The organism is Actinospica durhamensis (genome assembly GCF_018139695.1).
GTDB classification, from domain to species: domain Bacteria; phylum Actinomycetota; class Actinomycetes; order Streptomycetales; family Catenulisporaceae; genus Actinospica; species Actinospica durhamensis.
This window is the reverse complement of the sequence record NZ_JAGSOG010000160.1, coordinates 1-20,437: the sequence shown is the minus strand read 5'-3', so window position 1 is coordinate 20,437 and position 20,437 is coordinate 1. Positions and strand designations below refer to the sequence as shown.

12 protein-coding genes are annotated in these 20,437 nt (G+C 70.6%); 8 read left to right on the top strand and 4 right to left on the bottom strand.

Annotation, left to right across the window (positions count from 1 at the left end):
- From KDL01_RS26095 to KDL01_RS45455, 5 genes are all read left to right on the top strand, one after another.
- A partial coding sequence (locus KDL01_RS26095) for a lantibiotic dehydratase (RefSeq protein WP_212531253.1) occupies positions 1 to 2,599 on the top strand: 2,599 nt, incomplete at its 5' end.
- The gene (locus tag KDL01_RS26090) at positions 2,596 to 3,798 is read left to right on the top strand and encodes a lantibiotic dehydratase C-terminal domain-containing protein (protein ID WP_212531252.1); all 1,203 of its coding nucleotides are present in this window, start codon (positions 2,596 to 2,598) and stop codon (positions 3,796 to 3,798) included. The genes KDL01_RS26095 and KDL01_RS26090, both read left to right, overlap by 4 nt.
- A complete protein-coding gene (locus KDL01_RS26085; protein ID WP_212531251.1) occupies positions 3,795 to 5,579 on the top strand; it encodes a hypothetical protein in 1,785 nt (594 codons plus the stop codon). Before KDL01_RS26090 ends, KDL01_RS26085 begins: the two co-directional genes overlap by 4 nt.
- On the top strand, positions 5,576 to 7,513 hold the full coding sequence (locus KDL01_RS26080) for a TOMM precursor leader peptide-binding protein (RefSeq protein WP_212531250.1): 1,938 nt from the start codon (positions 5,576 to 5,578) through the stop codon (positions 7,511 to 7,513). The genes KDL01_RS26085 and KDL01_RS26080 overlap by 4 nt, the downstream gene beginning before the upstream one ends.
- Before the next feature lie 9 nt (positions 7,514 to 7,522).
- Entirely contained in the window at positions 7,523 to 9,328 is a 1,806-nt protein-coding gene (locus KDL01_RS45455) for a thiopeptide-type bacteriocin biosynthesis protein (protein ID WP_212531249.1), read from the top strand.
- A 568-nt stretch (positions 9,329 to 9,896) separates the two neighbouring features.
- On the opposite strand, the gene KDL01_RS26070 is transcribed toward KDL01_RS45455, so the two are convergent.
- The 4 genes from KDL01_RS26070 to KDL01_RS26055 all read right to left on the bottom strand — a co-directional run bounded on the left by KDL01_RS26070 (position 9,897) and on the right by KDL01_RS26055 (position 14,675).
- Entirely contained in the window at positions 9,897 to 10,814 is a 918-nt protein-coding gene (locus KDL01_RS26070; protein ID WP_212531248.1) for a carbohydrate ABC transporter permease, read from the bottom strand.
- Between the two features lie 15 nt (positions 10,815 to 10,829).
- Positions 10,830 to 11,774, bottom strand: a complete 945-nt coding sequence (locus KDL01_RS26065; RefSeq protein WP_212531247.1) for a carbohydrate ABC transporter permease — start codon at positions 11,772 to 11,774, stop codon at positions 10,830 to 10,832.
- A gap of 91 nt (positions 11,775 to 11,865) precedes the next feature.
- Positions 11,866 to 13,302: an N-acetylglucosamine/diacetylchitobiose ABC transporter substrate-binding protein gene (ngcE, locus tag KDL01_RS26060; RefSeq protein WP_212531246.1), complete on the bottom strand. Its 1,437-nt coding sequence runs from the start codon at positions 13,300 to 13,302 to the stop codon at positions 11,866 to 11,868.
- A 104-nt stretch (positions 13,303 to 13,406) separates the two neighbouring features.
- Positions 13,407 to 14,675, bottom strand: coding sequence for a Gfo/Idh/MocA family protein (locus KDL01_RS26055; protein ID WP_212531245.1), 1,269 nt, complete (start codon positions 14,673 to 14,675; stop codon positions 13,407 to 13,409).
- 103 nt (positions 14,676 to 14,778) lie between these two features.
- Between KDL01_RS26055 and KDL01_RS26050 the strand changes: the two genes are divergently transcribed.
- The 3 genes from KDL01_RS26050 to KDL01_RS43785 all read left to right on the top strand — a co-directional run bounded on the left by KDL01_RS26050 (position 14,779) and on the right by KDL01_RS43785 (position 19,962).
- Positions 14,779 to 15,969, top strand: coding sequence for an ROK family protein (locus KDL01_RS26050; protein ID WP_212531244.1), 1,191 nt, complete (start codon positions 14,779 to 14,781; stop codon positions 15,967 to 15,969).
- A gap of 356 nt (positions 15,970 to 16,325) precedes the next feature.
- The gene (locus tag KDL01_RS45450) at positions 16,326 to 18,971 is read left to right on the top strand and encodes a galactose-binding domain-containing protein (RefSeq protein ID WP_212531243.1); all 2,646 of its coding nucleotides are present in this window, start codon (positions 16,326 to 16,328) and stop codon (positions 18,969 to 18,971) included.
- Positions 18,972 to 19,647: 676 nt separating this feature from the next.
- Positions 19,648 to 19,962, top strand: a complete 315-nt coding sequence (locus tag KDL01_RS43785) for a recombinase family protein (RefSeq protein ID WP_307846599.1) — start codon at positions 19,648 to 19,650, stop codon at positions 19,960 to 19,962.
- Positions 19,963 to 20,437 lie beyond the last annotated feature (475 nt).

The following is a 20,437-nucleotide window of genomic DNA, read 5'->3' as shown; positions in this document are numbered from 1 at the left end:
GAGCCCGCCCGCGGCCGCGTTCCGGGCCGAACTGGCCGCGCTGGCCATGCTGGAGGCGCAGGCCACGGCATTGCTGCCAGAACTCTGTGACGCGCTGTACGCCGGACAGGGCAGTCACGGCGCGAGCTTCCACCGAGATGTGGTCCTGCCGCTGCGTCGCGCGCTGCACAACGGTCGCGAACCGAGACCCGCGCTGCTCGACCGCCTCGGCGACCTGCCGGATCGGGTGCCGCAGTTGGCCGTCTGGCTGGACTTGCGTCGCCGCCGAGACGGTCTGCTCGGCGCTCTGGCCGGTACCGCGGAGGCTGCGCTCGGCGCCGAGCGCACGGCGTTGGCAGCACTCTGCCGGGAGCCCGCGCTCCGCCGCGCGATCGCGCTCACCAGTCCCGACCTGCTGCGGGCGGTCGAACGCGCCGGTGCGGGCACGCACGATCGCAAGGCGCGCAAGGAGGAGCCCGGGGTGTTGCGCCACGTGCTTCGGGCCAGCACCAGGACGAGTCCGCTGTCGTGGTTCACCGCCGTCGGTTGGGGGCGGCTGCCCACGGATGGCGAACCGCTTTCCGCGGCCGGATCCGCGGACTGGGGGACGGCAGCCTTGCCTGTCGATGCCCTGAGTTCGGTAGTGAAGACCAATCGGACGCTGGTGACGGCACTTTCCGAAGCTCTGCTGGACGACGCGCGCCGCAGAGCCGGGGTGCCGCACCGGATGACCAGCAGTGCCCGGATCGCCGACGGCGTCGCGGCCTATGCGCGCAGCAGGGTGGTGTTCGCCGGCGGGCGCTATCTGGTCACCACGGAGGATGAGGTCGCGCTGCCGGCCCGCGGGCCGCTGGCCCTTGTCGACTCGTGCTGCGAAAAGCCCGCCACGCTGGGTGAGTTGGTGGAAGTACTGGCGCCCGCCCTGCGGACAGCGGGCGGGACGGACAGCAGCGCGGCGGCCCGGGCGTTTGTGGACCGGCTCACCGAGGCGGGTCTGCTGGTTCCCAGTGAGACCGTGGACCCGCAGAGCGATGAACCGCTGGTATGCCTCAGCCGATGGCTGCGGGGATCGAACGGCGATGCCTCGGCTGAGGATGCGTCACTCGCCGTCCAGATTAACCAGATCGCCTGCTTGACCGCGCAGTTCGCCGCCGCGGAGCCGGCCCTTCGCCCGGCGCTGCTGGCCGACCTTTCGACGCGCTGGCACACCGTGCTGGCCGATGCCGGACGGCCGGTGCCGACGGGCGTGGCGCGGCTGAGTGTGCTGTCCGAGGACGTGGTCGCCCAGGAGCCGGTCCGGCTGGACGGGCTCCTGGGCGCCGCCGACCGTCAGGCGCTGGCCGAGCTGACCGCATTGGCCGAACTGTTCGATCTGAGCCATCTGCTACGGCGGATCGTCCGGGACCGCTTCGTGGCGCGCTACGGGATCGGGGGCTGCTGTCAGCACCCCTGGGAGTTCGGCGCCGAGTACGCGAAGGCCTGGGAGGAAGCCGGCCGGCTCGCCGCGCTCGCCCCCGGTGACCGGAATGACCTGGATGACCGGGATGACTTCCCGACCGGGGGCCGCGAACTCGCTGCGTTGCGGGCGTCTCTGGTCGAGTTGATGCAGGATGGCGGTTCCGAGGGCGCCGACGCCGACGTGCTGGTGCCCGAGGATCTGGTGCGCGGCCTCGGCGAACGCCTGCCGGACTGGATGGTGCGCCGTCCGTTGAGCTACTCGTACTTCCTCCAGCGCGGCGCCGTCGGCGACCTGCTTTGCGTGAACCACGTGTACGGCGGCTGGGGCCGGTTCACCAGCCGGTTCCTGGACGCGCTGGGGTCCGGGGCCAGGGCCGAGGTGGCGCGGCAGATCCGGCCAGGGCTGGGGGAGGGCGCCCGGGTCGCCCAGTTCCGCCCGGTCGGCGGCTTCAACGCCAACCTCCATCCGCTCCTCGTCCCGGACGAGATCGGCCCCGACCGCCGGTGGACTCCGATCGCAGAGGCCGAGGTGGACCTCGTGCATGATGAGGCCGCCGACCAGGTGCGGCTGCGGCTGAGCGGAACCCGCGAGTTGCTCGATGTGCTCTACAACGGCTTCCTCGCGCCGACCATGCTGGCCCAGCGGAGCGCCGCGCTGCTCAACGACCACCCCGAGGGAATGGTCGATTTCCGTGCCCTCGTCCCGCGTTACCGGAGCGACGCCCCGGGCGGCCGGGTGATCCGCACACCTCGGCTGCGCTACCGGCACCTCGTACTGCGCCGGCGCCGCTGGCAGCTGGACGCGGGCGTGGTCCAGGCGCTGCGCGCCGACCTCACCGCCGAGACGCCGCTGCCGCTGGCGGCCACGGCCCGCTGGCGCGCCCTGCTCCGGTTGCCCGAGCAGGTGTTCCTGCACCCGGTGCCGGTCCCCGCTCGAGCCGGCCACGCGACCGAGGACTTCCTCGCGCGGCTGGGCCGTCCGAAGCCGCAGTTCGTGGACCTCGGCAACGCGCTGCACCTGCGTTCGCTGGCCAAGTGGCTCTCCCGCCACCCGGACGGAGTGGTGCTGGAGGAGGCACTTCCCGCGCCGGGCGGGCGGGAGCAGGCCACCTGCGCCGTGGAGCTTGTGACAGAGGTCTACCGTGCGGGACGAACGACATGACCGAGACCGGCAACCAGGAGACGACTGTGGCCGAACCCGCCACCGGGCCGGCGTCCGGCACCGATCCGGCGGACGCCGCCGCACGGGACGTGGTCGCCTACTACCACCACCCGAGCAAGGGCCCGCTGCTGCGCGAGGCGGTCCTGCCGCTCGCCGAACGCTGCGCGGCGCAGGGCCTGCGCGTTCATATCGAGCGGCACTGGCTGCACGGCCCGCACCTGCGCCTGCGGCTGCGCGGGCCGATCGAGCAGGTGGCCGAGGCCGCCGAGTGGGGCGCGGCGGCGCTCCGGGAGTGGATCGGCGAGCACCCGTCGATCAGTGATCTCAGCACCGGGGAACTGCTTGCGCAGGCGGCGCAGGCGGGCCGGGCCGAGCTGATCCCACCGCCCTACGAGCCCGTCCTGCGCGACAACACCGTGCGGGTCGAGCCGGTCGACCTCGCCCCACTACGAGCCCTGATCGGCGCGGACAGCGCTGCTCTGCGCGACGATCTGCTGCGCCTGGGCCTGCCCGCCCTGCGCGCGGGATCCACCTTCCTGGGCGAGCACGGCGACGAGGGCCGGGCGCGGGTCCGACTGGCCGTGGCCGCGCTGGCCGCGCACGCCTGCGCACACCCCGGCGGTCTGGTCGGCGGGCACTATTCGTATGTCTCGCACCTGGAGGACTTCCTCGTCCACGAGGACCAGGACGGACGGCTTCGGCAGGCCTTTGACAACAACTGGCGAGCCGTCGGGGAGCCGATGACCGCTCTGGTCGGCCGAATCGCCGAGCGTGGGGCCGACGGCTGGGAGAGTGAGTGGGCTGACTGGTCCCGTGCCGCCTGGGATCTCACCCGGAGCCGCTTGGCCGCCGGGGCGCACCTGTCCGGTGATCCGGGGGAGTACCGGCTGCGGGCCGCCGCCACCGGGGACAAGGACACGGTAGTGCGCTGGGACAGGGAGCAGCGCACCCGGTTCAGCGACTTCCACCGGTTGCTCGGCCGTGCCGACCCGGAGGGGACGATGTGGAGCCGCCCCGAATATGTGATCTACCGATCCTGTACCAATGCCCTGTATCGCCTCTTCGCGGTCTGCGACCTCAGGCCGCTTGAGCGCTATCTGGCGGCCCACTTGGTAGTCCAGACAGTGCCGTTGGTCACCGGCCACGACTGGCGCACCGAGATGACCGCGGTCGTGGACGCCGTGGAGCGGGCCTCATGACGGCCGAGACCGTCCGCGCGGAGGTGGACGCGCAGTCCGATGATGTCGCCGCCCTGTCGGGCTGGGAATTGCGGCCCCTGATCGGTGTCAGCGCACTGCGTGAGGGTATCCACCTGCGCGGTCGGCGGTCGAGCGTCACTTTGGAGGGCAGCCGGGCGCTGCCTGCGCTGTGGCGGATGCTGGAGCAGGCGCTGCGCACCGGCGACCATGCGGCGCTGCTGCGGCAGGCACCCGCCGACTCCGCCTTACGCAAGGCGCTCGGCACACTCGTCGCCCAGTTGCACGCGCATGACCTGCTGGTCGAGCGGTCGGCTGCGGCGCACGACCCGGCCGCCGCCTCGCGCTGGCTGCGGGCGGTCGCCGACCAGCCCGACGCGGCGGCGGCGGCCATCGCGGCGCTCCGGCCGCAGGTGCTCGCCTCCGACCCAGGGAGCGCGTTGGCACAGGCCGCCGGGCGGGCGCTGCGGCGTTGCGGTGCGTCGCCGTTGTCCGTTGCGTCCGACGCCGTCACCGATCCCGGCCGGATCGTTCTGGTCGCCTCGGTACTGGCCGTCGCCGCCGGGCTGGCCGGCGGTACCGCGTTCGTCACCGCGCCCGGCAGTCCGGAGCAGGTGCGCGCGGACGCGGCGGAGCTGACGGCCCGGCTCGGCTTGACGTCGGCGCCGGGCTGGAGCGGCGGCGGTTCGGCCGCGCAAACGGCCATGGTCGCCGGGGCCGCCGCGCAGCGCCTGCTCTGTGCGATCGCCGGGTTGCCCGACCCGGCGGACGAGGGTGACGACCAGCGAATCCTTCCGGACCGTCCGGCGGTCCTGATCATCACCGACCGGCCCGCTCAGGCCGGATACCACTCCTGGCTCGGTCCCGACCTGCTGGACCCGGATCGTGCGGCGGTGATCGCCCCGCCGGACACCCTGGGCGAGGCGCTGCGGCGGATCGCGGCCCTGGGCGACGACATGATCGGGCCGCTCGCCCCGCCGCTGCCGGGCGCACTGCCGCAGTTGCCGGCGGCATTGGCGTCCTGTCCGGTGCCGGGCGGGATCCTGGTCGCGGGCGCGGCGCGGCTCGATCTGGCCCGACTCGACGCGATCTGCCGGGCGGCCGAACTGCGTTTGGCCGTACGAGGGTTGAGTTCGGACTCCGGCGCCGGGCCCGAGGTGGCCGTCGGCGTGGACCCCGGCCATGCCTGGGGCCGAGCGCTGCGTCGCGCTGCCGGGCACGCACTGGCGCAAGCCGACGCCGGATTGCCGCAAGCCGACACCGGATCGCCGGCGCAGGAATGGCTCGCCCATCCGCAGGCGCGCCACTGGTGGACCACTCTCACCGAGCGGCTCGGTGCCCGGGCCAGGCTGAGCGTGGCCCGGACCGCTCCGGACGAGGACGTGTTCCACGCCGCGGTCCGGGACGATTCAGGTGCGCTGCTGGGACAGGCCGTGGAAGCAACTGCGGGTGATGCCGCCGCCTTCGCCGCGCTCGCGGCGACCGTGCAACTTCACGCTTCGGCTCAGAGTGCGACAGACCATCGGATCAGCTGGCCCAGCGGCGCCTGCGCCCCGATCACCGCGGCCAAGGCGCAGTACGCCGGGTGGGAGGACGATGGCTGGACCACCAGGTGGCTGGCCGGCGTCGCAGCCCGGGAACCGGCGTTCCAGACCGCTCTGCGCAGGCAGACCGGATTGCGCATCCGGCCCTGGGAGCCGGTCCACGCGGACGCCCGCGCAGTAGCGGCCGGACTCCATGGCTGCGGGTTCGCCGTGCTGTGCACCGACGGAGGCCGCCGATGACCGTACCCACCGCCCACGGGCCAAAAAAAAGCCCGTCCGTTCTGGCCGGCCTCGCACCGCACGTCCCGGTACTGGACGCGGCCGCCGCCCTCGCCTCCACCGGCGGCACCGCCGTCGTACTGCTGGAGCAGTGGACGCTCGGCCTGGCCGAGGAGCTGAGCCGCCATGCGCTCAGCCACCCGGTGGTGCACGTGCCGGTGCGCTCGGACGGGGCGCTGACCATCGTCGGCCCGGTCCTGCGTTCCGGCGCGGCCGCCTGCCTGAGCTGCACGGAGTATCAGCGGCTTGCCACTGCCGGAGGCCGGGTCCCGTGGCGGCGCCCGACCCTGGCCCTGGCCGGGCTGCCCTCACCCGCCCTGGCGGAGGCGATCGGCGCACTCGCCATGGAACTGCTGGCCGAAGAGCCGTCTGCGGCAGAGCCCGAACCCGACCTCGGTTCCACCGTGTGGATCGTGCACAACGGCCGGGCCACCTGGTCCGGCCACCGAGTCCGACCGGTCGGCGGCTGCGTGGTCTGCCACCCGCTCCCGCCGGACACCGAGCAGACGGCTGCGATCCCCGCGGCAGCGCGCCCGCTGCCCGATCCGACCGTGCTGCGGGGGGCCAACCCGCGCACGGACCGAGCGGACCTGCGCGCCTTCCTGCATGACGAGCGTTTCGGTCCAGTCCGCCGGCTGAGCCGGTCCGAGCACTCGGTCTTCAGCCTCTGCAGCGCTTACGTCACCGACGGCCGAGTGGTGCAGGACGGCGGCTACGGCCGGTCCACCGACTTCGAGCGCAGCGAACGGGTGGCCCTGTTCGAGGGCGTCGAACGGCTTTCCGGGATGAGCCCGATCGGCCGGCGCACCGTGCTGCGGGCCTCGTTCGCCACGCTGGGCGCCGAGCGCGCCGTGGACCCGGCCCGGCTGGGCCTGCCGGATCCCGCCTACCATGGACATCCCGCATCGCGCACCGTGCCGTACACCCCAGAGCTCGAACTCGCCTGGGTCCACGGCTGGTCGCTGACCCATGGACGGACCATCGCGGTCCCCGAGCATGTCGCCTACTGGGACGTTCCGGGGGCCGGCCCGCGCGTCGTCTACGAGTCCTCCAACGGCTGCGCTCTGGGCAACAGCCCCCAGGAGGCCGCCCTTTACGGCCTGTTCGAGGCCGCGGAGCGCGACGCGTTCCTGATGGCCTGGTACGCGGCCACCCCGCTGCGCCGGGTCGCAGTGCCCGATGACGACCTCGAGGCCGTCCAACTCGTCGACCGGGCCGCGCTGCTTCGGTACGAGGTCATTCTGCTGGACGCCACCAACGACTTCGCCATCCCCGCGGTGCTCGCCGTCTGCCGATACCGGGGTGATGACCCGGCCGCTCCCCGGGCGTTCCTGGCCGCCGGGGCGCACCACGACCCGCGCACCGCCATTCGCTCGGCACTGGCCGAAGTAGTGGTCAACGTCCACGAGTCCGCGCAGCGGGCACTCGCGCCCGAGCGGCCCCGAGCCCTCGAACACCTGCGCCCGATGCTGGAGCAGCCCGAACTCGTGGTCTCGCTCGATGACCATGTCGGCCTGGGCTCGCTCCCGGAGACCCAGGGCAGAGTAGACGTTCTCGTTTCCGATTCCCCCGAGCTCGACTGGCGCGCGGCCTGGCCGGGGGCGCCGAAGCCGGTGGCCGATCTGACCGAGCTGCTGACCGAGACCGTGCGCCGGCTGGCCGGCGAGGGCCTCGAAGTGATCGCGGTCCTCCAGGACGAACGCGGCGTGCGCGACCGGCTCGGCCTGCACTGCGCGAAGGTCATCGTGCCGGGATCGCTGCCGATGACCTTCGGGCACGTCAACCACCGCACCCGGGGGCTGCCCCGATTGCTGGAGGTCCCGCACCGGCTGGGCCGAACCGAACGTGCCTTGCACTACGAGGAGTTGACCATCCACCCGCACCCGTTCCCCTGAGGACTCCCCGTGACGCACAGCCCTGATACCTATGGCCGCACAACGGACAGCCCGGACACCGACGACGTGGGCGACTGGCAGAGCTTCCATGTGTTCTTGCATACCGGTATCGCGGAAGCAGACGCCTTCCTGACCGAGGACCTCGCGCCGGTACTGGACGGGTTGGCCGCCGGGCGGGAGGGCTCCGCATGGTTCTTCATCCGCTATGGCGAGGGTGGTCCGCACGTACGGGTCCGGGTGCGCGGCCTGGGTGCGGCCACCGCCGGGCTCCCGGCGGACCTGTCCCGGCTGGCCGCGGCGAGAACCGCTGTCGACGGTCCGTGGCCGTCGCGGCATGCCGAAGTGCTTGCGGCGGCGTACGTTCCGGAGACCGGACGCTACGGAGGTACTCTCGCCCTGCCCATCGCCGAGGAGCTCTTCGCCGGCTCTTCCCGCGTCGCCGTCCAGGCACTGCGCCAGCTGGCGACCGGTGGCGCAAGGCTGACGCTGGCAAGCGACTTCGCGAACGCCACTGCCTCTGCCCTGGGCCTGGATCGGCTGACCGCGGCCCAATGGCTGCGACGGCACGCCTCCGGCTGGCGCTGGGCCGCCGAAGTCGCCCTGCTGCCGGGCGAGGTGGTGCACTCCAAGGTCAACTCGGTCTTCGCGCTGCAGCACGATGCGCTGGTGCGTCGGGACCGGGCGCTGCGGGAGAGCCTGGAACAGGGTACTGTCGCGCCCTGGCTGAGCGACTGGGTGGAGCAGGTCCGCTCCGCCGACAAGAGGCTGCGCGAGGTCCGGCCTTCGACAGCTGATGCCCCGAGCGAGACCGGCGCCGGAACCGAGGCAGCGCTGTCGTGGGTCTGGGGATCCCAACTGCACATGCTGCTCAATCGCCTTGGAATCACCCCCGACGAGGAGCGCGCCGTCTGCCGCCTCGCTGCCCGGACCCTGCTGGACGCGGGCGAGCCGCCTTCCTTCTTCCCGGCCGGACACCGTGCGCCGGACCGCCAGTACCTGGAACGCAGCAAGTTCCAGCTAGGGCGGAACGTGGACAGCGCGGTACGGTCCCTGCCGACGCCGTCTCCCGCCACCGCACTGACCGTGGGTAACGGCTCTGTGACACTGGCAGAGACCGCCCTGCCCGCCGGGCCGCTGCCCGAGATTTCCTTAGCGGCCGCGCTGACCGGCCGAACCTCCGCGCGCGGGCCGCTCACCGGCCCGCTGGCCGCGGCCCAACTCGGTGCGCTGCTGTGGACCGCGCACTCTGAGAGCCACCGCTCCGAACGACAGCTGCCCGACGGTACGGTCCGCGCCTCCAGCCACCGGCCCTACCCGAGCGCGGGCGCGCTCTACAGCGCCCGATTGCGGCTGCTCGTCCTCGATGTCGACGGCTTGAATGCGGGCACGTACGAATGCCTTCCGCACCGCCGTTCCCTGGCCAAGGTCGGCCCGGCACCATCGATCGCGGAGATCAAACCGCTCTCCACATATTTCTCCCGCTCCCCGAACGACCCCGATTGGATCGGCATCGACGGCAGCCCCGTCCTGATCGGCCTCTACGTGGACCTCGACCTGCTGCGCCGCCGCTACGGCCTGCGGGCGCTGCGCCTGGGCCTGCTGGAGGCCGGGCATCTCGCCCAGACGCTGCTGCTCACCGCCACCGCCCTAGGCCTGGCCGGCACCACACTGGGCGGCTTCCACGACGACCTCGCCCACGAGCTGTTCGGCCTAGACGACCTGGACCACCCCCTGCAGTACCTCCTTCCGCTGGGCCGCCGGACGGTGGAAACCCAGTCGACGGGATCCCGGGCGACAGACCCCGACCTCGGCTGACCGGACCCGCCCGGGACCGGTCCCACCGCATGCTCGGGACCATTCACCACGTGGCAGCATGCAGTCCGCACGATCCTTCACACACTGCCGCCCTTTGTGGCCTTTGCCATGCGGTGCGGCCAGGTGCACCGGGTTCTTCCGGGGCCCGGAGAGCCACCACATCGGCGCGAAATCGGAGAAACTCAAGGCCTGGGAGCAAGCCGGGCCCGGCGCACGCCGCTGGGCGAGGCTTGTGACGACAGGGGTGCGCGAGCGGTTCGCGCACGTCGGACGAGCCGAAGCCCAAGGACGCCTCTGACCGACGTACACCTCTGCCCGACGTACACCTCTGACCGACGTACACCTCTGACCGACGTACGCCGCGCTCGGCAACTTCATCCAACGTTCGCCCGAGCGATGAGCAGCCCCATGTGACACCGACGCTCCAGCAGGATGGAACCAGGCGCCCGACAAGGCAATACCCTGAAATCCGCCGCGACGCGCAACGCCCTCAGCGTCCTCTCGGTTCGCCGGTGGCCACGCCCGGCGGCGTCACCCATCCCGCTCCCACGGCAGGCCGGGGGACCGGCTACTTCAGGGTTCCGGCGGTCAGGCCTGCCTGGACCTGCCGCTGGAAGGAGAGGTACACGGCCACCACGGGCAGCATCGCGATGGTCATCCCGGCGAACAGGGCGGGGAAGTCTCCGGCGTAGCCCTGGGCGGCGAGCAGGTTCACCAGGCCCTGGGTCAGCATCTGGTGCGCTTCGGTGTCCCCGCGCTGGCGCTGCATCAGGACGACGGGCAGGAGGTACTGGTTCCATTGCCCGAGGACGTTGAAGATGCCGACGGAGATCAGCCCGGGCTTGGCCATGGGCAGCATGATCTGGAAGAACGCCCGCGTGTGCGAGCAGCCGTCGACGAAGGCCGCCTCGTGCACCGCCGTGGGCAGGGTCCGGAAGAAGGCGTACAAGAAGAAAACGGTGAACGGCAGCGAGAAGGCGATGTAGACCAGCGCGAGGCCCGTGTAGGTGTTGAGCATGTGGAAGTTGTTGACCTGGAAGAACAGCGGCACCAGGGCCAGGTAGACCGGGAACATCGCGCCGGCGACGAAGCCGTAGTAGATGACGCGGTTGCCGCGGAACTTGTAGCGGGCCAGCACGTAGGCGGCCATCGCGCCGAAGAGCATGGTGCCGGTGACGGACATGGCCATGACGATCAAGGTATTGGCGAAGTAGCCGCCGATTCCCTTGGACCAGGCCCGGGCGAACGCGTCGAAGGACCAGTGCGCCGGCCAGGCCCAGGCGCTGTCGCCGATCTGTGCGTTGGTCTTGAACGAGCCGAGGACGACCCACAGCAGCGGAAATATGATCATGAAGGCCCAGAGGGCGAGGAAGCCGTGGGAGAAGGCGTTGAGGACCTGGCCGTCCTGTCCGAACCTCCGCAGGCGCCGGTCGGTACTCTCCTCGCGCGCCCGTGTCCCGGACAGGGCCTCGGTCTTGGTGGTCATGGTGGGGGTCCTTTGTCAGTACTCGACGCTGTCGCGCCGGGTGAAGCGGAGCATGACGAACGAGAGCAGGAGGGTGATGGCGAAGATGACCACGCCCATGGCGCAGGCATAGCCCGCCTTGCCGAAGGTCAGGAAGTTGCGCATCAGGTAGGTCGCGAGGACCTCGCTGTGGTAGTCGGGGCCGCCTCCGTAGCTCGAGCCCTGAGTGAGGTTGGCGACCAGGGCGAAGCCGTCCATCGCGGCGATCGAGAGGTAGACCCAGGCGGTCTGGACGGAGTCCCACAGCAGCGGGATGGTCAGCCGCAGGAAGGTCTGGCCGCGTTTGGCGCCGTCGAGCAGGGCGGCTTCGAAGATCTCCTTGGGGATCGACTGCATCGCGGCGGAGAACAGCACCATGTAGAAGCCGACCCACTGCCAGATCAGGATCGCCAGGATGCACCACAGGACGGCGTTCGGATTCGCGAGCCAGCCGAGCGGGTGGGCCGCGTCGGTCAGGCCCAGTTTGACGGCGATGCCGTTGAGCAGTCCCGCGGAGTCCGAGCGGTACGCCTCCTGGAAGATGATGATGAGGATGGCGACGGACAGGACCTGGGGCAGGAAGAAGACGATGCGGTAGAAGGCCGCGCCGCGTACGCCGCGAATCCCGGCGGCTCCGGCGCGCCCGCCCGCGTTGAGCATGAAGGCGAAGAACAGGGCCAGCGCGATGGTGACCGGCGGGAGCACGATCAGCATCAGTAGGTTGTGCCAGAGCGCGGAACGGAACACGCTGTCGCCGAACAGCTCCGTGTAGTTCTGCAGGCCCACGAACTTGGTCGGCGGCGTCAGTCCGGACCAGTTCGTCAGCGAGTAGCCGAAGGTCTCGAGGTAGGGCCACAGGACGAACAGCGCGTACAGGGCGATCGGACAGGTGAGGAAGGCTGTGACGAACAGGTTCTTCCGGAGGTTCTTGCTCAGTCGCATGGGCGGGCGCTCCCGATAGGACGCTTGGGGCAGATGGGCCGGGCGGCCGGGAACGCGCCCGCGTGGGGCGCGTCCCGGGCCGTGGCGTGGCTCAGGTGCGGGTGTACTTCTGGATGGAGGAGTCGGCGGCGGTCTTGTCCGCGGCCGCCTGCGCCTGCGTGATGAAGTCGGCCGGCTTGATCCGACCCGCCATCAGGTCGCCCATCGCGTTCTCCAGATCGGTCTCCATCTGCGGGTACCAGTTCGCGTAGTTCCAGGTGATGACATTGTCGCCGGCCGCGGCGATCAGGTCGCTGGAGGACTTGGTGCCCGGCGTCATCGCCGCCGCGACCTCCGGGGTGATCGCGCCGCGCACCACCGGCAGCGACTTGGCGTCCAGCGCGAAGGCGGCGCCGCCGGCCTTCGAGCACATGATCCGCATGAACTCGAGGCCGCCGGCGGGGTTCTCGGCCTTGGCCGGGACGATGAACGCCTCGGCCGCGACGGCCCGCACGGAGGTGGCGGGCATCGCGTCCCCGGCGACCTGCGGCATCGGCATGACGGCCATGTCGAATCCGGCCGGGGTGATCCCGTCCATCTCCTGCTCCAGCCAGGAGCCGCAGGGGACGAACGCCGCCTTGCCCTGGGTCCAGGCCGTCTCCGCCTGGATGTTGGTCAGGCCTTCGGTGCCCGGGAGCATGTAACCGTTGGACACGAGCGAGTAGATCGCCTCGACGGACTGGACGACGGCCTCCTCGTGCCAGGCGTTCGGCTTGAGGTTGTCGATCTTCTTCATGATGTCCTCGCCGCCGGCCTTGGCGACCATGTCCATGAGCGGCACCATCATGTAGAACGGGTACTTGCCCTGGTGCGCCCACGGGGATATGCCGGCGGCCTTGATGGTCTGGCACAGGGCCGTGAACTCGTCCCAGGTCTGCGGGACCGTCCAGCCGTGCTTCGCGAACAGCGTCTTGGAGTACCAGACGCCGTACACGGTGAGGGCGTAGTTGAGCGAGTACATGCTCGTACCGATCAGGCCGGCCTGGACGGTTCCGGGGACCAGCGTGTCGCGGACCGTCTGCGACGGGTCGTCGATCGAGGGGGCGTCGAGCAGGGCGTCGAGGTTGGTCAGCTGCCCGTTCGTGTAGAGCACGTTGAGTTCGAGCTTCTGGGCGCCGTCGTCGAAGATGAAGTCGGGCGGCGAGCCGGCGTTGAAGCGGGGCTGGAGGTCGCCGGTGACGTTCTGGCCGCCGTCGGCGGAGATCTTCGCGGACGGGTACTTCTTCTGGTACATCGCTTCGAAGGCCTTGGCGAAGCTGCTGCCGAGGCCGCCTTCGAAGAAGTAGACGTCCAGCGAAGCCGTCGGTTCGACGCCGAACGGGTTGTCGGCGCTCTTCGGGCCGGTGGGGGCCGCGCTCGTACTGCCGGTGCCGCCGGCGCAGGCGGAGAGCAGACCGGTGACCGGGGCCGCCATCGCGGCAATGGTCGCTGAACGGACCAGGACTGTTCTGCGGGTGGTGGCGGTGGTGGTGCCATGAGCGAAGGACATCGTCGTTCTCCTTGAGGTGGCGGTGCGGGAAGCGGCACTGGAGCCCGGTGCCGGTAGGGGTGCGCGCGGCCGTGCGCCCACGCGGGCCGCGCGCCGGATGCTCGTCAGGCGTCGAGGGTGACCACGGTCGCGCTGCGCCGGGCGCTCTCGGCGGCCCAGACCACGCGGTGTCCGGCCAGGCTGGTGCGGGCGTCGGAGATCAGGGGGCTCGTGTCGCCGCTGGCGACCGCGCTCAGGAAGGCCGCCACGAGCGCGTCGTCGCCGCCGCCGTGACCGTCGGCCGCCGAGGCGCCCGCGAAGCGGTCGGAGATGCGGTGCTCCTCGGTCTGATCGGTCACGAAGTCGTGCAGGCGCACGTACTCACCGTCGCCCTCCAGGCAGCCTCGGGTGCCGAAGATCCGCGTCTTGCGGTGCACGAGCGGGGTGAACGCGGTCATCGTGAACGAGGCCGTGGTCCCACTGGGGAATTCCAGGCTGACGACCTGGTGGTCGACCACGTCGTTGTCGCAGGAGTAGACACAGCGGCCGTACGGGCTCTGCTCCAGTGCCGCGAGGACCCCCGCCTCGGACAGGTCGCGGGTCACCATCGACAGCGGCCAGTACTCGCGGAGCGGATCGCCGAGGCAGTCGAGGTAGAGCCGCTTCGCGGAGAACGCACACGAGCGCTCCACCGGGCACGTCACACACCGGTCTGTTGCCTCCTCAGGCTTGTGAGCTGGGGCGAAGTGGCTCAGCGAGCCGAATGAGGAGACCCGGGCGGGAGACTCGCCGACAATGTACATCAACCAATCGATGTCGTGACAGGACTTGGTGAGCAGCATCGGCCCCGACTCGTCCTCGCGGCGCCAGTTGCCCCGGACATACGAGTGCGCGTGGTGCCACCAGCCGACGGGCTCGAGGTGTTCGACGCTGACGATGGTGCCGATGCGGCCGGCCTCGAGCAGTTCCTTGATCACCCGCGTGTAGGGCGTGTAGCGCAGGACGTGGCCGACGGCGAAGACCACCCCGGCCCGCTCCACCGCGTCCACGATCCGCGCGCAGTCCTGCTCGCTCAGTGCCATGGGCTTCTCGAGCAGCATCGGGTAACCGCGCTGCGCCGCCAGAACGGCCTGTTCGGCGTGGCAGTCGTCGGGCGAGGAGATGACCACGGCGTCCGCGACGCGGTCACCGGCCAGCAGGTCCTTCGCGTCCTCGAACACCAGCTCGGGAGCTATCTGGAACTCCGCCGCGAAGTCTTCTCGGGCCTCGCGTCGCGGCTCGGCGACCGCGGCGATGCGCGCGCCCTGTGCCACGGCCCGACGCGCGTAGCCGAGCCCCCGCACTCCGGCCCCGATTACCGCCAGACTGGTGCCGTGACGATCTGCGGATCCCATGGTTGAACCCTTCCTGACCTGCTGCTAATTTATTACCTGAGATATGCAACTGGGGGAATTAAATGGATCGGTCATCCCCGCCGTCAAGAGGAGCGCCCACGCCGTGACCGAATCGTTTCCAAGCTCTGCCCGTGATCAGACGCTGCTGCGCCGTGTCAACGAACTGTCGGTGCTGGCCGCGGTGCGCGGCCGCGCACCGCGGCCGCTGCGGGAGATCTCCGACACCACGGGGCTGTCCTGGCGCACGACGCAGGTGGTCGCCGAGATACTGCACACCCACGGCTGGCTCGTCGAGACGGAAGCCGACGACGGGTCGGGCGGCAGACGGGCGGTGGGCCGTCCGGCCCGCAGATACCGCTTCCGAGCCGAGGCCGGGCACGTGGTCGGACTCGACGTGGGCGCACACCAGGTGCAGGTGTTCGTCGCCGACCTGGACGCCACGATCGTCGGGAGCCATCGCACCGAGGTCTCGCCCGCCGACGACGCGGAGCGCCGGCTCGCCTCCGTGGAACGGACCCTGCGCGCGGCACTCACCGGTGCAGGCCTTGAGCCGCAGGACGTGTGGGCCGCGGCCATGGGCGCCAGCGGCGTCGTGGGCCCGGACGGCACGGTCACGGCCTCCGCCCTGCTACCGGGCTGGGCCGGCCTGAACCCGGGAAAGGCGCTCGGCGCCCTGCTCCGCTGCGGCGTCGAGGTGGCGAACGACGCCAACCTGGCAGCCCTGGCCGAACGATGGCGCGGCCACCGGGCCCAGACGATGATCTACGTCCTGGCCGGCGTGCGCCTGGGTACCGGGCTGGTCATCGGCGGGCAGCTGCACCGCGGCGCCGCCGGCGCGGCCGGCGAGATCGGCGCACTGCGCGAGATCGGCTGGCATGACGCGGCCGAGCGCCTGGCCGCGGCCGCTGTCGGCGTCGGCCCGGTCGCGGACCGCGCCGACGCGGCCCGGCAGGTGTTCCAGGCGGCCCGCGACGCGGATCCGGACGCGCTCGCGGCCGTGGACCGGTTCGTGGCCGACGTCGCGCGCGGCGTCACCGCCATGGTGCTCACCATCGATCCCGACCTGGTGGTCCTGGGCGGCGGCTTCGCCTACGCGGCCGACCTGCTGGTGCCCCGGCTCACGGCCGAACTGGCCGCGACCTGCCTGCACACCCCACAGGTGCAGGCCTCCGAACTCGGGGACGACGCGGTCGCCCTCGGCGCGCTGCGGCTGGCTCTGGACACCGTCGACCAGCGCATGACCTCGCTCGACAGCAACACCGCGCTGACCCCCGCCGTGATCCGCGGGTGGTGACGGCGTAGTCCGCGCGCGGGCGGGCCCGGCGACCGATGGTCGCCGGGCCCGCCCGCTGCTGTAGGCGGGTCACGAGACCGCCTCCGGACACGGTTCGATAACGGCGCCGGGGCTCTTCTTGACGGCCAGGGGCGGCGCCCATTTACTTCCCTCAGTTACATAACTGAGGTACAAAATTTGGTTCCCGGTCCGAGCCCGGCAACCTCCGAGTATCGGCCCCCTTCCCCCCGCGCACCTGCCGGGTCACGCGCGACGGACCGCTCACCGGCCGCGGTGGAGCAGTCCGCCGCGCACCGCGTCGCGGGCCGCACCTCAGGGCTCGCATCCCACGGCACATCCCTCTAGGAGGACTTGCAGTGCCCCGATCCCGCAACACAGTCCTGGTGGCGCTCGCCGCCCTCGCGGCCGGCGTGTTGGTGCCCGGCACCGCGTCAGCGACCGTTCCGCTGCCGCCCGGCACCACCTACACGCTCACGGTGGGCCCCGCGGGCCCGAACGGCTACGCCTCCGACTCCCCGTCGAGCCCCTTCATCGACAAGGACGGGACGTTCTACACCCAGCAGTCGGTCTCGGACTACGGGGCCAGTGACACCAGGGCCTGGGGTTTCGACACGGGCACGAACTTCGACAACGCCTCCGCCGACTCCACCCTCGACACCGACAACGACAACACCACCGCGCTGTGCAACGACAGCCCCACCGGCCTGGAGGCGACCGACGCTCCCTCAGGATCCAGCTACGCCGAGGCGAACTACTGCGACCTGATCGGCACCTGGGTCGACCCGGACACCGGCAACTGGTACGGGCTCGTGCACGACGAGTTCACCCCGTCGCCGTTCGGCGACGGCATGCACTACGACTCGATCGACTACGCCGAGTCGACCAACCAGGGCGCGAGCTGGACCATCGAGGGCCACGCGCTCACCTCCCCGTACAGCACGACCCGGGGTGACACCACGGCGTTCCCGAACCAGACCTATTACTACGGAGACGGCGACCCGCGCCTGTTCGTCGACCCGGCGTCAGGGTACTTCTACGTCTACTACGCCTCCAGCGTGATCGACAAGCCCGGCTGCGCCGGCGCGATCCAGCGGCTCGAGCGCGTCGCCCGCGCCCCGATCTCGGGCAAGATGGCAACCGGCTCATGGCAGAAGTGGTACAACGGCTCGTGGTCGCAGCCGGGTATCGGCGGGCAGGAGAGCACCATCGTGCCCGTCGACGCGTCCAACGCGAACGGCTACGACCCGGTCGGCAGCGAGTACAACCCGGCCAACACCGGCTGCGTCAGCGCCCAGCTGGCCGCCGGCACCATCCCGGCCCAGTCGCCGCTGCTCTACATGAACATCGCCTACGACGCCTACCTCGGGCTCTACATCGCCGGGGCCAACCCCGAGAACACCAGCACCGTCACCGCGCATCCGGAACAGCTCTTCGTCACCGACAACCTCGCCACCCAGAAGTGGACCGAGGTCGCCGACACCGGCTCCACCCTGTACCAGGACTACTGGTACCACTGGTTCGTCGACACCGGGAACCTCAGCACCGGCACGATCGTCGGCAAGACCTTCCGCAGCTACTGCGACTACGGCTGCAGCGCGACGGGTACCTCGAGCAGTTCCACCGCCGGTCCCTCCGAGTACCGCGACATGACGCTCGCCTCCACCACGCCCGCGGCCGCACCGGTCAACCTCTCCGACGCCTACCGCATCACCAGCGGCGCCGGAAACACCCTTACCCAGGTCTCCGGAACCTCGCAGACCACCTCGGAGACCGCCCCCACCGGCTCGTCGGCCGAGGACTGGGTGTTCACCTCCCTGGGCGACGGCTCCTACCAGATCACCAACGCCGGCACCGGGAACGCCCTCGGCGTCGCCTCCACCAGCACGGCCACCCGCGCCTGGGGAACCCAGCCGACCGCCACCACCGCCAACTCCGCCGACGTCGGCCAGCAGTGGTTCTTCGTGCCGACCACGGACTCCAACGGCAACCCGCTCGGCTCCTACCGGCTCGTCAACCGCTACAGCGGCCTGGTCCTGGGCCTGTCGGACGACAACTCCACGCCCCTGGCCGAGACCACACCCACCCGCAGCTGGACCGACACCATCTCCGGCTCCGTCGGCGCAGCGCGCTCCGCGGCCGAGCAGGAACTGACCTTCACCTCCGTCGGCGCCGCCCCGACCCCGGACGTGGCACTCGGCAAGCCGGCGACCGCGGAGAGCTCGCAGGGTGCGAACACCCCGAACCTGGCCGTGGACAACGACCCGAGCGACAGCAGCTACTGGGGCGCGGACCCGGCACCGCAGTGGTGGCAGGTCGACCTGCTCGGTGACTACACCCTCAACGACGTCGCCATCACCAACTACGTCGACGGCACCCGCTACTACCAGTACAATATCCAGGCCAGCACCGACGGCAGCACCTGGACGACCATCGCCACCAAGAGCAACGACAACGTCGCCACCAGCGCCGGCGACAGCTACCCGGTCAGCGTCACAGCACGCTACCTGCGCGTCAACATGACCTACGACTCCGCCAACACCGGCGTCCACATCACCGACTTCAAGGCCTTCGGCACACCGGTGGCCAGCGCGGACACGGACGTCGCGTTCAACAAGCCCGCGACCGCCGAGAGCTCGCAGGGTGCGAACACCCCGAACCTGGCCGTGGACGACGACCCGAGCAACAACAGCTATTGGGGCGCCGACCCGGCACCCCAGTGGTGGCAGGTCGACCTCGGAAGCAACTACAACATCGACGACGTCACCATCACCAACTACGTCGACGGTGTGCGCTACTACCAGTACAACATCCAGGCCAGCACCGACGGCAGCACCTGGACGACCATCGCCACCAAGAGCAACGACAACGTCGCCACCAGCGCCGGCGACAGCTACCCGGTCAGCGTCACAGCACGCTACCTGCGCGTCAACATGACCTCGGACTCCGCCAACACCGGCGTCCACATCGCCAACTTCATCGCCATGGGCACACCCGCCTCCTAACCTCGAGCGGCCGTTCGGGCAGCAGGGACCCCGCTGCCCGAACGGCCGTCGGCGTAGGTGCCCGGGCCAAGGTGAGCACAGGCGATGCGCGCCGAGCTGCTCCTCGAAACACCCGCGAACCCACGCGTCGCCGCACCGACTTCGAGCACGGTCAAATCCGCGGCCAGCTCGGTGTGCCAGGAGACAGCCGTGCGCCAAACGGCCAGGCCCGTCGAGCAGACCTCACCGGGGCGCGGGTCCGCGCGGCTCGGGCCGGCGCCACCTGTCCCGGCAATTTCGTGAGTGGCGGGGCCCGATGTCGCCTCATCAGTTCACACCCGGTGCTCGGCCCCGACCCGATCGACGCGCAGCTGGGTACAGACCCGCCGGTGATCGTGACGAGGCGTATGCGAAGAGAGCCCGCTCAGCCACCAGAAGTCAACGCCGGAACAGCTCGATGCGCCGGCTGTGGCTCTCGTCTGCATCCTCTCGTCTGCATCACTGCGTTCCCGCCAGCGCCCTGGACGCGGCAGATCCTCAAGACACCCCGGCCAGCATCGTGGAACTGCTCAAGAAGATGTACGCGGCCTGCCCGGCACCCACGACCGCCGAGACACCCGTCGTCCACGACACCTTCGACGCCTTCGACGCGGTCGCGGCGTTCGTCGGCTCCGGCTAGGCCGAATGCACTGCCTGAATCGGTCGGCCCTCTCCGGTATTCGCGCTGTACGACGGCAACCTGGCCAACTACCTGAGGAATGGCCGGGGCGTTCACGTCATCGACTTCGACGACGCCGCGATCCCGTGCCCGTCGGCCGCCGACCCGGCCCGCAGTCGGCACCGGCCCGGGACCGCCTGGCAGATCCCCACAGTGCAATCGATCCTCGGTAACCCCGTCTACACCGGCCACGCCGCGTGGAGTTGCACCTACGCCGAACACGAACTCGCCGACGAAGACAACCTCGCCCTCGGTTTCGCCCAGCATGTCCGCCGCGCGGCGCCCGACCAGTAGGTCATCTCCATCCCCATCGCCCATCCCCATCGCCCATGAGGCCCTGGTGAGAGGAGTAGTTCATCGCCATGCGGATGCGTAGGGCGCTGAGTTGCTTCTAGCGGTAGTTTGTTAACTCGGGAGGTAGAGGTGTATGCCGTGGCCCGCGGTGACGGCTTCTATCAGTGCTTGTAGTTGCGGGGGTGGTGGCGCGTTAGACCAGGCCTGCCACCAGCGTTGGAGCGTGATCGAGGGGGTGAGCCAGGCGCGTACCTGTCTCAGCGCTCTGGGCCAGGAGACGGTGCGCGCCGGTACGGGAGTGTGGCTCCCCCCTCTCCTCGTCCTGGGTTTCCGGCGGGTCCGCCTCGGGTACCTGTCTCAGCGCTCTGGGCCAGGAGACGGTGCGCGCCGGTACGGGAGTGTGGCTCCCCCCTCTCCTCGTCCTGGGTTTCCGGCGGGTCCGCCTCGGACCGCGGTGCATCCTCGGGTGCCGGTT

Bases quoted from the DNA above. Each gene is read 5' to 3' on its own strand.
- KDL01_RS26090 (WP_212531252.1), top strand. From the start codon at position 2,596: ATGACCGAGACCGGCAACCAGGAGACGACTGTGGCCGAACCCGCCACC.
- KDL01_RS26085 (WP_212531251.1), top strand. From the start codon at position 3,795: ATGACGGCCGAGACCGTCCGCGCGGAGGTGGACGCGCAGTCCGATGAT.
- KDL01_RS26080 (WP_212531250.1), top strand. From the start codon at position 5,576: ATGACCGTACCCACCGCCCACGGGCCAAAAAAAAGCCCGTCCGTTCTG.
- KDL01_RS26070 (WP_212531248.1), bottom strand. From the start codon at position 10,814: ATGACCACCAAGACCGAGGCCCTGTCCGGGACACGGGCGCGCGAGGAG.
- KDL01_RS26065 (WP_212531247.1), bottom strand. From the start codon at position 11,774: ATGCGACTGAGCAAGAACCTCCGGAAGAACCTGTTCGTCACAGCCTTC.
- ngcE (WP_212531246.1), bottom strand. From the start codon at position 13,302: ATGTCCTTCGCTCATGGCACCACCACCGCCACCACCCGCAGAACAGTC.
- KDL01_RS26055 (WP_212531245.1), bottom strand. From the start codon at position 14,675: ATGGGATCCGCAGATCGTCACGGCACCAGTCTGGCGGTAATCGGGGCC.